General features: G+C 52.5%; 11 protein-coding genes. 1 reads left to right on the forward strand and 10 read right to left on the reverse strand.

Going from position 1 to position 14791, the window contains the following annotated elements:
• Positions 1–41: 41 nt before the first annotated feature.
• The 9 genes from L9H78_RS06185 to dapB all read right to left on the reverse strand — a co-directional run bounded on the left by L9H78_RS06185 (position 42) and on the right by dapB (position 11445).
• Positions 42–542 carry a CinA family protein gene (locus L9H78_RS06185; RefSeq protein ID WP_249619570.1) on the reverse strand — a complete coding sequence of 167 codons (501 nt, stop codon included), beginning with the start codon at positions 540–542 and terminating at the stop codon, positions 42–44.
• Position 543: 1 nt separating this feature from the next.
• Positions 544–1104: a CDP-diacylglycerol--glycerol-3-phosphate 3-phosphatidyltransferase gene (gene pgsA / locus L9H78_RS06190; protein WP_283775177.1), complete on the reverse strand. Its 561-nt coding sequence runs from the start codon at positions 1102–1104 to the stop codon at positions 544–546.
• Between the two features lie 36 nt (positions 1105–1140).
• On the reverse strand, positions 1141–2157 hold the full coding sequence (locus L9H78_RS06195) for a TerC family protein (protein ID WP_249619571.1): 1017 nt from the start codon (positions 2155–2157) through the stop codon (positions 1141–1143).
• A 221-nt stretch (positions 2158–2378) separates the two neighbouring features.
• Positions 2379–5888, reverse strand: coding sequence for an FtsK/SpoIIIE family DNA translocase (locus tag L9H78_RS06200; protein ID WP_249619572.1), 3510 nt, complete (start codon positions 5886–5888; stop codon positions 2379–2381).
• A gap of 85 nt (positions 5889–5973) precedes the next feature.
• Positions 5974–6600, reverse strand: a complete 627-nt coding sequence (locus L9H78_RS06205; protein WP_249619573.1) for a TIGR03085 family metal-binding protein — start codon at positions 6598–6600, stop codon at positions 5974–5976.
• A gap of 48 nt (positions 6601–6648) precedes the next feature.
• Entirely contained in the window at positions 6649–8910 is a 2262-nt protein-coding gene (locus L9H78_RS06210; protein WP_249619574.1) for a ribonuclease J, read from the reverse strand.
• The gene (gene dapA / locus L9H78_RS06215; protein WP_249619575.1) at positions 8911–9819 is read right to left on the reverse strand and encodes a 4-hydroxy-tetrahydrodipicolinate synthase; all 909 of its coding nucleotides are present in this window, start codon (positions 9817–9819) and stop codon (positions 8911–8913) included.
• 117 nt (positions 9820–9936) lie between these two features.
• Positions 9937–10692, reverse strand: coding sequence for an FAD-dependent thymidylate synthase (gene thyX, locus L9H78_RS06220; RefSeq protein ID WP_249619576.1), 756 nt, complete (start codon positions 10690–10692; stop codon positions 9937–9939).
• 3 nt (positions 10693–10695) lie between these two features.
• The gene (dapB, locus tag L9H78_RS06225) at positions 10696–11445 is read right to left on the reverse strand and encodes a 4-hydroxy-tetrahydrodipicolinate reductase (protein WP_249619577.1); all 750 of its coding nucleotides are present in this window, start codon (positions 11443–11445) and stop codon (positions 10696–10698) included.
• 145 nt (positions 11446–11590) lie between these two features.
• Between dapB and L9H78_RS06230 the strand changes: the two genes are divergently transcribed.
• Positions 11591–12286 (forward strand): AMIN domain-containing protein, encoded by a 696-nt coding sequence (locus L9H78_RS06230; RefSeq protein WP_249619578.1) that lies wholly within the window; start codon positions 11591–11593, stop codon positions 12284–12286.
• A 139-nt stretch (positions 12287–12425) separates the two neighbouring features.
• Here the strand turns inward: L9H78_RS06230 and L9H78_RS06235 are convergent, their stop codons facing one another.
• On the reverse strand, positions 12426–14732 hold the full coding sequence (locus L9H78_RS06235; RefSeq protein ID WP_249619579.1) for a polyribonucleotide nucleotidyltransferase: 2307 nt from the start codon (positions 14730–14732) through the stop codon (positions 12426–12428).
• Positions 14733–14791 lie beyond the last annotated feature (59 nt).

The following is a 14791-nucleotide window of genomic DNA, read 5'->3' on the forward strand; positions in this document are numbered from 1 at the left end:
TAGCGCTAAGGAACAAGAATCTATGGTTAATTTAAGGTGCTCTAGTGCAAAGTGATTTTCTCGTATAAAAGCTGAATTGCAGCATCCACAGCGTTGTCACGAACCTGCGCACGCGAGACATCCGGCCATTGGTAGAAAGCCGACTCGCCGTTTCCCATCTTCGGGCCGGCTACCGCAACATAAACGTCACCAGAAGCATGACCGTCCGCAGCCCCTGGGCCAGCCACACCAGTCAGGGACACAGCCCAATCACTCTCACACACTATGCGAGCTCCGGCGGCCATTGCTCTCGCACATTCTGCAGAGACAACACCATAATGTGCAATCACGTCGGCATCGACTCTAGCTAAAGAAGATTTCAGATCCGCAGAATAAGTGACCAACCCACCTTGTAACACTGCCGAAGCCCCCGGGATATCGGCTATCCGCGCTGCCAGCGCACCGGCAGTCAAAGACTCACAGGTAGCTAGAGTCTGCCCCCGTGATTCCAATACCCCGAGCACTGTTCCAGCATTAATAAAGTTTCTGTCTGCTTCACTCACACTAATTCTCCCGCTGAGAATCCCGAAGATAGACATATCCCGTCCATAAAGTAACTGCAACGGCGGCTAATATTACAAGCAACGTCGGAATATCCATCCAACTTGGCAGTGGACAAAGATACAGGGCAACTGCGAGAGACTGGAGCGCCGTCTTGAGCTTCCCCCCTTGGCTAGCAGGAACCACTTTTCCTTGACGCAGCAAAGCAAAACGCCAAACTGTTATGCCAAATTCACGAACGAGGATTACAACAGTGATCCAAACTGGCAACTCGCCGATGACATTCAAGCTGACTAAGGCTGCCGTCATGAGCGCTTTATCGGCAATAGGGTCTGCAATTTTGCCGAAGTTGGTCACGAGCCCGCGCGCTCGGGCTATATCTCCATCGAGTTTGTCCGTGACCATAAGCGCCACAAAAACCAGGAAAGCAGCCCACATCCAAGCGATTTCTGTTCCCCCGCCTGCAAGGACGAGCCATACAAAGACCGGTATAAAAGCGATCCGCATACTCGTGAGAACGTTCGGGAGATTTAGGTTAGACGGCTTCGCAGATGTGGTACTCACACCTAGAACCTTACCCCTTCAGTGTTGCGCGTCTGGTTATACCCCCGCGGCTTTGCGGGTATCAATGGCACCTTGAGCTACATCGCGACGAGATTTAATGATCGAGGCAATAACGGTCACAACCAATGTCGCAACAATGAACACTAGCGAACCGACCGTGGATACTTCTGGCACTGCAAGATTCTCGCCACCATTAATAAAAGGCAGGTTGTTTTCATGCAGTGCATGCAGTAGAAGTTTGATGCCAATAAATCCTAGGATCACGCCTAATCCGTACGCCAGATAGATCAAGCGATCTAGCAACCCGTCGAGAAGGAAATACAGCTGACGCAGCCCCATCAGCGAAAAGGCATTTGCAGCAAACACCAGGTAAGCCTCGGTCGTAATACCGTAAATTGCCGGAATTGAATCAAAAGCGAACATGACGTCAATAAACCCAATTGCCAACAGTGCTACCAGAAGCGGTGTGACGGCGGTTTTTCCGGACTTACGAATGACCAATTTATCCCCGTGATAGTCCTTTGTCACTGGCATAATCTTGCGTATTGCTTTGATGATAAACATGTCATTCGGATGGGTTTCTGGCTTATCCTGAAACTCATCAACGACAAGTTTAATCGCGATATACAGCAAAAAGATCGCGAATACATAGAAGATATCGGACCATGCAGAGATCAAGGCAGAACCAGCCAGAATGAATATCAAGCGAAAAACGAGAGCCAGCACAATGCCGATCAACAACACTTTTTGTTGATACTTACGAGGCACTTGGAAAGCTCCGATAATCAATGCAAAGACAAAGAGATTATCGATTGACAAGGCTTTCTCAGTCACATAGCCCGTAAGGTACTCGACTCCATGCTCAGCATCCCAGCCAAACCACACGACCGCACCGAAAAGAAGAGCCAGACCGATATAGAACGCCGACCAAAAGCCAGCTTCTTTTAGTGTCGGCGCGTGTGGCGTGCGCACGTGACTATAGAAATCGAAAATGAAGAACCCTACGATGACAGCGATCGTAATCAACCAAATAAAAAGTGGTACTCCCACCATGACCTCCGGTCAGCATGTAGATGGACCAGAGGTCTCTCCTACCGCAGTATCCGCATAATTGCGAGCTCTTACGAGCCTCAATGCACTCATACTGGGCCGACAGAACCGGGTACAGAAGGCTTCGTACCGTGTTGACGATTACTGTCGCGTCGAGGATACTCCCCTCCATGGACTGCACAACAGTCTAGCGCACTGAACCAAAGATGTGGTTATTCAACGCGCTAAAAAGCTTGTGACGTTGGATTATACGTAGCTTTTGTAATATGAGCTGAACCATCCGTGTCGCCAGCGGAGTCCTCGACAACGTTATCCGGCTGCCCCTGATTCTGCTGCTCTTGCACTTCTCGCGGGGCGTCGGCCGGATCTGCTCCCTTGATCATCCAAATCGTAGTGTCAAGTTCTTCTGGCTTCGTCAATACTTCGCGCGCCTTCGAGCCCTCCGATGGGCCGACGATTCCGCGGGTTTCCATGAGGTCCATCAGGCGCCCAGCTTTTGCAAAACCGATGCGTAGCTTCCTCTGCAACATAGACGTTGAGCCTAATCCGGAAGTCACCACAAGCTCGACGGCTTCCAGCAAGTCGTCCATATCCTTGCCGATATCATCATCGATTGCTTTTTTCGCCTCGGCTTGTTTGTCCTCGGTAACACCCTCGGTATAGTCCGGTTCCCCTTGCTCCTTCGCAGCCTCGACGACGGCGTACACCTCATCGTCGGACACAAATGCACCCTGCATACGCACTGGCCTTCCACCCTGTGGAATGAATAAACCATCACCCATACCAATAAGCGACTCCGCGCCTGTTTGATCCAGGATCACACGCGAGTCTGTGGAAGACGAAGTCGCGAATGCCAACCGCGACGGCACGTTAGTCTTGATTAGACCAGTAACGACATCTACCGATGGACGTTGCGTAGCAAGGACCAAGTGAATACCAGCTGCACGCGCTTTTTGCGTGATCCGCACGATGGATTCCTCGATCTCCTTCGGAGCCGTCATCATAAGATCTGCTAACTCGTCCACCACGCACACGATGAATGGGTACGGTTCCATCTTCCGTTCGGACCCCGCCGGGGCTTGTACCTCACCGGTGCGCACTTTGTGGTTGAAATCCTTAATATGACGCACGCGCGCCGAGCGCATGTCCTGGTAGCGCTGCTCCATTTCTTCCACCAACCACTGCAACGCCGCTGCGGCTTTCTTCGGTTGCGTGATAATCGGTGTAATCAAGTGCGGGATGCCCTCATACGGGGTCAATTCCACCATCTTGGGGTCCACCAGGATCAACCGAACATCATCCGGAGTGGCGCGAGTTAACAGTGAAACCAACATCGCATTAACGAAAGCCGATTTACCAGAACCAGTCGAACCGGCAACCAGCAAATGGGGCATTTTCTGAATCGACGACGAGATGAATTCGCCTTCAATATCTTTACCCAACCCAACCAATGTCGGATCTTCGTCTCCCGCGATAACCTCAGATTCCAGGACATCACGCAAGCGAACGATTTCCCGGTCGGAATTCGGCACTTCGATACCGACTGCAGACTTTCCGGGGATCGGAGCGAGAATACGCACACTGCCAGTGGCTACCGCGTAGGCAAGGTTCGATTGCAAGTTCGTAATCTTGCTAACCTTCACACCTGGCCCAAGCTCAACGATATAACGCGTCACTGTTGGCCCACGAGTAAAACCGGTGACCTGCGCATCAACCTTAAATTCCGCAAAACATGCATCGATGGCTTCAATTGTGCGGTCATTTATCTCCGTCCGAGTTTTCGGAGCTCGCCCCGGTTCCAATAGACCTGCAGAAGGAATCGTATATTCAGTGGCCAATTTCGATGCTTGTTGAGTCGCGCCTGCGTCTTCAAGCGGTCCATCATTAATCTGCGACGCCAAACCAACCTGGGTTGCTTGTTGTGCCACAGGCTGACGAGCGTCAGACTGCGGTTTTACTCCGGGCACACGAGTTTGTCGCGCCGTATCCGGGTGCTTGGTATCCACGGTGCGCGGGTTTTCTGCAGCTTGCTTTTGTTGCAGCCCGGCTTGAGCTTGGTCCACAGCATCTTCAGGCGCTAGAGGCAGCTTTTCTGTCTTCTCTACTTCTGGTTCCGTACGAGCAGACCTAGACCTCGTTGGACTGTCCAAGACCGCAGGAAACTCATCCGTATCACTTGCCGTCGGCGCACTTTCCAAACCAGCAGCAGTCTTCGGAACCTGCTCCTGATGTTCTCGAGAACCATTACTGTAAAGCACCTCAGTGTGTTCTACCTGAGATGGGTGTTCGGTGCGAGGAAAAAGTCCGGTGCTCTTCTTACCATTAGCAACTACATCGTGTGTCCCTGCGTTGCTTGACTGGCTTGTTGTGAAACCTGGCCGATTAGACTGCGAAGCCACTGGATTCGCCCGCAACGGCGCGCGTCGACGTGGCATGCGTTGTGCTCCAGATGCAATGGCTGCAATTTCGTCGTTCGCTCGCCCGTAGGCATCCCCGTATTCATTGTGGCCGCCGACCGACTCCCGATCGGGATCAACGTCCAAATTTTTGCTGCCATTACCAGAAATTACATTACGTAAATACTCAGTAAATTCTTTGACCGTAATTCCGGTGACCTTCAATGCACCATAAATAATGACTAGGAACAACAGAGGAACAGCAACATAGGGACTGAATCCAGCAGCTAATGCTCCGCCTGTCCATGCCCCGAGTGCACCACCAGCGACAAATCGTTCCGGCCATTCTGCTGGCGCTCCGGAAAATAGATGAATCAACCCGAGCATAGAAATAACGATCAACGCAGTCCCGATGGATACACGAGCCCTGTGTTCTACAGCCACGCGTCTGCCGGAAAACAACGCCGATGCTGCGATAACGAGCGCGACGGGGATAATGAAGGCCCCAGCCCCCAGTACTGCATGAGTGGCCGTCGCGATAGCTCGACCAATAAACCCAGCGATATCAAGCCACACAGAAGCCCCCAGAACGATGGCAACGCCAATCAGTGTCAAGGCAATCGCATCAGAGCGTGACGAAGGTACGCCTACCTCCGGTTTCGCCGCGGGGAGAGCCGACTCGGAGACAGCAACCTCATCCCCCTCGGTCTGCTCAGCCTGTGCATCATCACCATGCTGGTCTAAGTCACCATCCGACACGTCCGTATCGGTCGAGCGTTTCCTTCCCCGGGATTGCGCCATCGCACCTGAGCTACGTTGCCTCTTTTTTGCCTTAGCCTTCTTGCCCATCATGTCTGCTGAGTAGAGATCTTCATCTAATCCTGCAGGTGAATTTTTCAGCTTCTTGTTCTTGTCAGCTGCTTGCCTGCCCATTTCGGCAGCATCGGCATCTGTATCGGCATCATCGATCAAGTCGTCGTAATCGTCATCAGCCTGGCCAATATTTCCGAACCTTTTGAGCGCATCTGATGTTTTCGAAAATGCGGTGGCAATACCTGAACCCACAGCACGGAAAGCACTTCCCGTACGTTCATGCGAGGTATTGGCTGCACGTTGCGCAGAACCAAAAACTACAGTTTCTAGGTTCGCAGAATCAGACTTCTCCTCCCTAGATTTCGCCGGATCTCCACCAGTTTTTCCCGGCATTCCAGAACTTAATTTTTTGCCCGCTGCGCGACCGGGGCCGGTACGCGGAGCCGGGCGAGTCGAGTTGGCGCGGGCTTTGTTTCGCTCGCCGCCACCACGATGATTGCGAGGGCTGGTGGACTTTACAGACATGCCCCATACCCTAATACCTCAATGCCCATTATCCCCAAGCGCCACACCAATTTCTTACATTAACTTACACAACTGTTAGTCAAGCTTAAAAACTTGACCGCACGATAGCACGATCTTCCCCGGTGATTTCAACGCTGACCGCATTACGTCCGAATACCCACAAGATCAATTCACTAATATCCCCTGACACACGCACCACATCATCACCCTTATCGACTACACCACGGGTTCCACCGAAGGTGACTGGTGGGAAACCAGGCGCAGAAAGAATGATGGGTAGTCGGGATTTCCCCAACATCGTTTTAGCAAGAAAAGGTAAAGCTCTGACTAAGGATTTCTTACCCTCAAAGCTAATTTCCCGAGGTTGCCAATTCGGTACCGCACGGCGGACATCCTCATGGTGAACAAAGTTTTCTACTGCGTTCGCCTTCGCTTCAACCAATCGGAATAAGGAAAGCTGCGGAGGCCCCTGCCTCCAATTTTCTACAAGCTGCTCGTAACGCTGTGCCTTTGCCTTTTCTTGCACTTTCCTAAGATGCGAAGCTAATGACGGGACAAACATACCCAACGCCGCATCCGGACGATGTTCACGTACCCACAAGTGCGCTGCTAAATCTGCGGTCCTCCAACCCGAACATAAGGTTGGGGCATCAGGACCACGTTTGAGCAATAAGTCTGCCAAGCATTGGCGTTCCGAATCAGAAAAAGACATGTTTCCCAGGGTACCCTGGGAAACATGTCTTCTTGAAGAAAAGCGAGCTTAGACGGACTCGCGAGAATTACCGACCTCTTCGTCGTCGACGATCTCTATTTCCGAAGCCATTGGTACAACCGTTGGCAGGATAACAGGTTCGCGTTTCCAATTTTGCTCGATGAAGCGAGATACCTTCCGGCGCAACTTCTGCACCATGCGGTAGGTGTCGTTTTCACCTTCCGCAGCAAGATCATTCATCGTATTATCCACGAGTTCGACGACCTGTGGGATCAAGGCACGATCGTCTTCTGCAAAGCCCGTTGTCTCCACACGTGGGCGCTCCAAAAGCTGTGAAGTTCGGTTATCGACCACGCACGTAATAGAAACGACACCACCAGCGCCCAAGCTCGTACGGTCAGCCAAGGTATCCGCATCGACGTTGCCCATATTTAGGCCATCAACGTAGAGGTTTCCAACGGTCTTTTGTCCGACAACCTCTGCTTTACCGTTAGTCATATCAATGACCACGCCATTCTGGGCCAACATGACTCTCTCGCGCGGCACCCCGGTAGAAATGGCAAGCTCTTTATTGGCACGTAGATGCCGCCATTCACCGTGGACTGGCCATGCATTTTTTGGTCGCGCTGCGTTATAGAGGAATAACAGTTCACCAGCATAACCGTGGCCCGACGAGTGCACCTTAGCATCTGCGTTGGTAATCAGCTCAGCGCCGATCTGCGAAAGCATATTCATCACGCCAAAAACTGCTTCTTCGTTACCAGGGATCAGCGAGGAGGACAGGATAATAAGATCTCCTGCTCGAACGGTGATCTGCCTATGCTCGCGACGAGCCATGCGTGACAATGCAGCCATCGGCTCACCCTGCGTACCGGTAGTGATGAGCATGGTCTTGTGCGGGGCCATCTTTGAGGCTTCTTCGATCGGGATGATGGTTCCTTTTGGTACACGGAGGTACCCCATCTTTTCCGCGATCTCCATGTTTCGCAGCATCGAGCGTCCGTTAAAAGCAACCTTACGGTGCGCTGCTACCGCGGCATCAATGGCGGCCTGCACACGGTAAACGTTAGATGCAAAGGACGCAACGATCACGCGGTTTTTCGCAGACGCCACAATCCGCTTCAACGTCGGAGCGATATCTGCCTCGGTAGCAGAAACACCAGGAACCGTTGCATTGGTGGAATCACACAGCATTAGGTCTACGCCTTCGTCACCATAACGTGACAAGGCTGGAAGATCTGTCGGACGATTGTCCAATGGGGTCTGATCCAGCTTAATGTCGCCCGTGTGAATGATTGAACCAGCTGGGGTGTTCAACATGATTCCCAGCGCGTCTGGGATGGAGTGGTTGACAGCCCAGAAACGGCAACGGAACGGACCGTAGCTGACATCTGACTTTTCGTTAACTTCCACCATCTTCGGCTTCTGGCGGTGTTCTTTAGTCTTCGCAGCAATCAACGCCAAAGTGAATTTCGAAGCCACAATTGGAATATCTGGCCGCAGCTTCAGCAGCCATGGGATAGCCCCAATGTGGTCTTCGTGCGCGTGTGTCACAACAAGCGCTTCTACCTTATCGATCTTCTTTTCGATCGGGCCGAAGTCAGGCAAGATCAAGTCGACGCCTGGTTCTCCAGACGACGGGAATAACACGCCACAGTCGATGATCAGCAACTTGCCATCGTACTCAAAGACGGTCATGTTGCGACCAATCTCCGAAATCCCACCAAGAGCGTACATACGCAGCGAGCCTTTTTGCAGCTGGGGTGGTTCTGGCAGGCGTTTGGTCAAATCAGCGCCTTGCATCGATTTCGGTACATTACGGCGACCACGATTGTTGCTGCCGCCCTGGTTGTTACCGCCACCCTGGTTGTTGCCACCACGGCCACGGTTATTTCGCCCACGGGAACCACGGCCACGACCTTTAGCAGAGTTGCCTCCGTTATTGTCCTTGCCGTCGCCATGGTTGTTTTCGCTGTCTTTAGCGGCGCCTTGTTTATTTGAACCAGAATCTTCCCGGTTATTAGAGCGGGGATTCTTGCCAGATTTTTTGTTATCCGGCTTATTGGGTTTGCCCTGCTTCTTCCCCTGTTTATTAGGCTTGCTCGACTTCTGTCGGTTGTGGTTGTTGCCAGCACCATCGTTATCGGTTCCACCAGACTGTGGATTCCCCTCTGGTGGCTTAAACGAAGGGCTTGGTGCGGTATCAGTGGCACCACTAGATTGTGACAGTGATTGCGCTACGGTTGCAGCGTCCTCCGGTGGCCCCGCTTTTCGGGAAACTTTCCGGGAACGGGTGCGAGATTCAGTCATCTATAAGACTCCAGCTTGGTCCAAATCACGGCGTAGCCCGTCCACCTGCTCGTCGTCTAACGGAGCGAGTGGCAGACGTGGTTCGCCTACTTCAATTCCCTGTTCGCGCAGGGCTGCTTTAGCAAAATTGGCACCTCCCAGACGCTGCTGCGCCTGGATTAACGGTGTTAATACATTTGTGTGGATTTCTCGCGCACGGGCGAGATTTCCCTCGTCATATGCGTCGTACAACTCACGCAAAGCTCGTGGCGCGGCGTGTCCGATAACGGAAATAAAGCCGCTGGCCCCGACGGACAGCCACGGCAAATTGGCCGGGTCGTCACCGGAATACCATGCGAGTCCAGTTTCTTGCATGAGGTTACAAGCAGCATGCAGATCACCTTTGGCGTCTTTGACTGCTTGGATGGTGGGCAACTTAGCAAGTTCGGCAATCGTGTCCGACTCCACTGAGATGCCCGAGCGTCCAGGAATGTCATACAAACTGATGGGCAAATCGGTTGCTTGCGCCACCGCTGTGTAATGAGCGATAAGGCCTGCCTGACTCGGCTTCGAATAATACGGTGTGACCACTAACAAAGAATCGGCTCCCGCTTCTGCGGACTTTTTTGCTAGATCGATCGTAGTTGCCGTGTTGTTCGTACCGACACCTGCCATAATCTTGGCACGGTCACCGACCTCATCTTTGACAGCCTTCAGAAGTTCAAGTTTCTCGTCCACCGTCGTAGTCGGTGACTCTCCGGTGGTACCGGATACTACAAGGGCATCCAGGCCGTTATCCACCAAGTGAGCGGCTAGTTTTCGAGCAGCCGGTATATCCAAGGCACCGTCCGTATCGAACGGGGTAACCATGGCAACACTGACGCTGCCGAGTGTCTCGACTCCAGTCTTGACTGTCAAACCTGTGCTCATGCTGCTCTAGGTTACCCGTTACCCATGCCCAACCACGAACCGGCGCACCCTTTGGAGCGTATGATTTGGTTTTCGACCGTGTTTAGGCACCCTAGCAATATTCAATCTGAACGTAGGCTAGGCATAAGGGCTAGCCGCCATATAGGTACCATCCGATAACGCACTGATATAGAAATCTGAAAACAACGATGGCGCTTGTTTCTGAAGTACCCGCAGACACTCGACCGCCAGACGGCGCATTTCCACGTCCGCGTGCTCACTCGCGCGTGCACCAATAAAGTGCCGCCACGTGCGGTAATTACCCGTCACCACAATGCGCGATTCCGTCGCATTTGGTAACACAGCACGCGCTGCTTGCCGAGCCTGTTTTTTGCGTAACAAGGCATTTGGCTCGTCGGAAAGTTTTTCTTCCAGAGCAGCAAGCAACTCGTTGTAGACAAACCGAGAATCATCTACTGCTTGTTCCACTAAACGAGATAATTCCTCATCCCCTGCAACTACATCCGGCATAACAAATTGTGCGTCTCCCGAATGCACAAACCGCTGCGAGAGCTGGCTAAAAGAAAAGTGCCGATGCCGAACAAGTTCATGGCTCACTGAGCGCGAAATCCCACGAATATACAGTGTCGCGGTGGCGTGTTCCAACAGCGCAGTGTGCCCTACTTCCATGATGTGGTGCAAATAAGCATCATTAGCAGCGGTATGTGGGTTTGGCTTCGCGAACGTTTCATAACATGCACGACCAGCGAATTCCACTAGAGATTCAGCATCCGTTGCAGAAGAGTCTGCTTGCCAATTTATCTCTGGATCCTGTGGGGGAAAAAATTGAGTAGCAGCGAGAAGATCTACTTTCAGGTTCTTAGCTGTGGCCATGTGCTAATTCAGGCCCAAGAATTTCTCCAGGCCCACAGTCAGACCCGGGTGATCTTTAATCTGACGAACACCAGTAAATACGCCTGGAACGAAGGATGTCCGATCATAGGAATCTTGTCGAATTGTCAACGATTGGCCTTGCGCACCAAAGATCACTTCTTCGTGTGCCACCATCCCACGGGTGCGCACTGCGTGGACTGGAACCCCATCGACATTTGCTCCACGCGCGCCGTCGAGTGATTGCTCAGTTGCATCCGGCATCTCCGGCATGTTCGCTCGCCGTCTCGCATGAGCAATACCTTGCGCGGTATGAATCGCGGTACCCGATGGTGCATCAAGTTTCGTTGGGTGGTGGTATTCCACAACTTCAGCGGTCTCAAAAAATTCAGCGGCCTGACGGGCAAAGTGCATCGTCAAAATAGCGGAGATTGCAAAATTCGGTGCAATCAACACGTGGCCAGCCCCATCCGCCTGAGCCCACTGCTTCACCTCTTCCAGGCGCTCCTCGTCAAAACCCGTGGTCCCAACAACACAATGGATACCGCGTGCTAGGCAGAATTGTAAGTTCCCCATGACCACAGCTGGCTGGGTGAAATCCACGACGACTTCAGCCTGCTTTTCCACTAAAATGTCCAGACTGTCATCTCTATCGACAGCAGCAACTAGTTCCAGATCATCGCTTCCGTCAATAGCTTCCACAATCGCACTGCCGACGCGGCCTCGTGCTCCTAATACTCCGACTTTAATGGTCATAAATCTTCCTTAGGTAGAACGCCCCATGATGAGAGCGCATATTTTTATGCATGGCTTAGTGATCCGACTATCTCGTTACCTAATTGTATCGACTCTGTGTTTAGTTTTCGCCGAATATTTGCGAGAGAAACGATAAACTAGAACCATGAAAACTCCTCGGACATTTCTCAGCTTGGCTGCCACCATTATCACTTCCGGGTTGGTGTTAAGCGCATGCGCTACCGCTGACAATACGGATAATTCCGCGCAGCGGCCAACCAGCACCGTGACCTCGACCTCCCCACAGCCAGCAGAAACTACCGAAAACAAAACGACAACCGAAACAAACGGCGCGCAAGATACATCCCGCACGACCGCTGCACGTGGTCAAGAATCAGCTCAGCCAGCAGGTGCACAAATGCTTGGCACGCCTTCGATGGAAGACCGGCAAGACCTTCCTGACGGTCTTGGTGATTTAAGCCCCACGGATGTGCGCACAGGTACCCACCAAGGATTTGACCGGGTCGTATTCGAGTTCGCAGGTGTCGGCAAGCCAGGTTGGTTCACACACTACACAGACACCCCGGCACAGCCTGGTTCCGGCTTTCCCGTGGAGTATCAAGGCAATACAGCTTTGAATATCGCTATAGAAGGCACCCCTGCCCCAATTGATCCACAAAAGCAAGCGCAATGGATCGATCTCAATGCAAGCTTCCCGGGCGCCGGGTCGGTTGCCGAAGTCAAATTAGCCGGAGCCTTCGAAGCTCAGTCTAAATTCATCATTGGCTTAGATAAGCCACGACCCTATTCCGTTACCCGCCTGGAAAATCCAACGCGTGTGGTCGTAGATATCCAGAAATAGATATCCAATAACAGTTTTTAGTCTCCGCGCGCAAGCTCGGGGTAATAACAAAGGCAGCCTCCGGCGATGTAAATTACCGCTCGGAATGCTGCCTTTATTGTGACCGGTTTATACCGCACCGGCCACGACCGCGTGGAATTTAATCTTCCTCCACCGGCACCAGTGAGATCTTGCCCCGATCATCGATATCAGCGATCTCGACCTGCACCTTGTCTCCGACGTTAATTTCGTCTTCAACCTTTTCGATGCGACGACTACCGCCGATCTTGGAGATATGCATCAGACCATCACGGCCTGGCATCAGCGAAATAAACGCGCCGAAAGCTACAGTCTTCACGACGGTTCCCAAAAAACGCTCCCCAACCTTAGGAAGCTGTGGGTTCGCAATGGCGTTGATCTTTTCCACCGCGGCGTCTGCTTCCTCGCCGGTAGCCGCCGACACATAGACGGTGCCATCGTCTTCGATAGAGATTTCAGCACCAGTCTCGTCGTGGATGGCATTGATCGTCTTGCCCTTAGGGCCGATCAATTCACCAATCTTCGAAGGTGGGATGTTTACCGTGATCACCCGAGGTGCGGTATCAGCCAAGGCATCCGGCGAATCGATAACAACTGTCATCGTTTCTAGGATTGTCAGGCGTGCCTCGCGCGCCTGTTCCAAAGCCTCGGCCAATACGTCAGAAGGAATGCCATCAAGTTTGGTATCCAATTGCAGAGCCGTAATGTAATCCGGCGTACCAGCAACCTTAAAGTCCATGTCACCGAATGCATCTTCCACTCCCAAAATGTCAGTCAAGGTGACAAAGCGATCCTCACCATCGACTTCACCGGACACCAGGCCCATAGCAATACCAGCCACAGGTGCTTTCAAAGGGACACCAGCGTTGTACAGCGACAAGGTAGAAGCGCACACAGATCCCATGGAAGTCGAACCATTTGATCCCAACGCCTCAGAAACCTGGCGAATGGCATACGGGAAATCCTCGCGTGAAGGAATTACCGGCACAACCGCACGCTCTGCAAGCGCTCCGTGACCAATTTCTCGGCGTTTCGGGGAGCCAACACGGCCGGTCTCACCAGTTGAGAATGGTGGGAAGTTGTAATGGTGCATGTATCGCTTAGATTCACCGGGGGTCAAAGAATCTACCCGCTGAACCATCTCCAGCATGTTCAACGTGGTAACCCCCAGGATCTGAGTTTCGCCACGCTCAAACAACGCAGAACCGTGTGCTCGAGGAATTAACTCGACTTCCACTTCCAAATCACGGATGTCAGTGGTGCGACGTCCATCTACACGGTAGCCATCACGCAAGATCTTTTCGCGGACAATCTCTTTTTGCAAGGCACTGTATGCAGCACGGATTTCCAACAACGCATCGTCATCGTCGATGTCATATTTGTCTTCGATCTCGTCGGCGAGGTCTTCGTCCCACTCAGCAATGTAGTCATTGATAGCTTCGTCGCGGGCTTGTTTCTCACCAATCGATAGCAGCTTGTGCAGCTTCTTGCGAGCCTTCTTTGCGACTTCTTCAAAGACTTCGTCGGAATATTCCTTAAACAAGGGGAACTCCGCGGTTTCTTTCGCAACCTGCTTAGCCAATTCTGTTTGTGCCTGGCACAGCAGAGAGATAAAAGGCTTCGCTGCTTCCAGGCCCTGCGCGACAGTGGACTCGGTTGGAGCCGGCGCTCCCGCAGCCACACGGTCGGCTACCTGCACGCCCGCGCCAGCTTCCACCATCATGATCGCCACATCATTGTTGGCAGATTTATTGCCTTTAGAATTTCGACGCCCCTTCTTCTGGCCGCCTTCTTTCTTTTCCACGATTCGGCCTGCCACAACCATCTCAAACAGCGCTTCCTGGTGCTGTTGATGGTTCGGGAAGGCGACCCACGCGCCTTCTGGGTGTTCATCGTCGGCCAGCAAAGCCATACGAACCGCTCCGACCGCACCAGAAACCGGCAATCCGGAAATCTGGGTGGCTGCCGAAGCTCCGTTGATGGCCAGCACGTCGTAATATTCCCCCGGCGCTATCGACAGTACTGTGTTGACATTTTGTACCTCGTTGCGCAAACCTTTGACGAAAGTCGGACGCAGCGGGCGGTCAATCAAGCGACAAGCCAAAATCGCCTCGGTAGATGGTCGACCTTCACGGCGGAAGAAACTACCCGGAATACGGCCCGCAGCATACATACGTTCTTCCACATCGACAGTCAGCGGGAAGAAATTTAGCCCCTCTTTCGGCTTGGAAGAGGCGGTCGTCGTCGACAAGATCATTGTCTCGTCATCCAAGTAGGTGGTCACCGAGCCATCTGCTTGGCGGGCAAGCTGCCCAGTTTCAAATCGGATGGTACGGGTTCCGAAGTCCCCGTTGTCGATGGTGGTTTCTACACCGTTGATTCCGACTTCTTCATCAATAAATTTTTGCACAGCCTGGTTGCTGCTCATACAAACTCCTTGCTCTTAAACGAGCTCGTTCCTGGTGACGATCATCGTAGCCGCCAAAA

Origin of the sequence: Corynebacterium pseudodiphtheriticum (assembly GCF_023509295.1) — a bacterium.
Lineage (GTDB): Bacteria > Actinomycetota > Actinomycetes > Mycobacteriales > Mycobacteriaceae > Corynebacterium > Corynebacterium pseudodiphtheriticum.

What these genes read in the sequence shown, in the direction of transcription:
- L9H78_RS06195 (WP_249619571.1), bottom strand. Translation starts at nt 2,157, where the DNA reads ATGGTGGGAGTACCACTTTTTATTTGGTTGATTACGATCGCTGTCATC.
- L9H78_RS06200 (WP_249619572.1), bottom strand. Translation starts at nt 5,888, where the DNA reads ATGTCTGTAAAGTCCACCAGCCCTCGCAATCATCGTGGTGGCGGCGAG.
- L9H78_RS06205 (WP_249619573.1), bottom strand. Translation starts at nt 6,600, where the DNA reads ATGTCTTTTTCTGATTCGGAACGCCAATGCTTGGCAGACTTATTGCTC.
- L9H78_RS06210 (WP_249619574.1), bottom strand. Translation starts at nt 8,910, where the DNA reads ATGACTGAATCTCGCACCCGTTCCCGGAAAGTTTCCCGAAAAGCGGGG.
- dapA (WP_249619575.1), bottom strand. Translation starts at nt 9,819, where the DNA reads ATGAGCACAGGTTTGACAGTCAAGACTGGAGTCGAGACACTCGGCAGC.
- thyX (WP_249619576.1), bottom strand. Translation starts at nt 10,692, where the DNA reads ATGGCCACAGCTAAGAACCTGAAAGTAGATCTTCTCGCTGCTACTCAA.
- dapB (WP_249619577.1), bottom strand. Translation starts at nt 11,445, where the DNA reads ATGACCATTAAAGTCGGAGTATTAGGAGCACGAGGCCGCGTCGGCAGT.
- L9H78_RS06230 (WP_249619578.1), top strand. Translation starts at nt 11,591, where the DNA reads ATGAAAACTCCTCGGACATTTCTCAGCTTGGCTGCCACCATTATCACT.
- L9H78_RS06235 (WP_249619579.1), bottom strand. Translation starts at nt 14,732, where the DNA reads ATGAGCAGCAACCAGGCTGTGCAAAAATTTATTGATGAAGAAGTCGGA.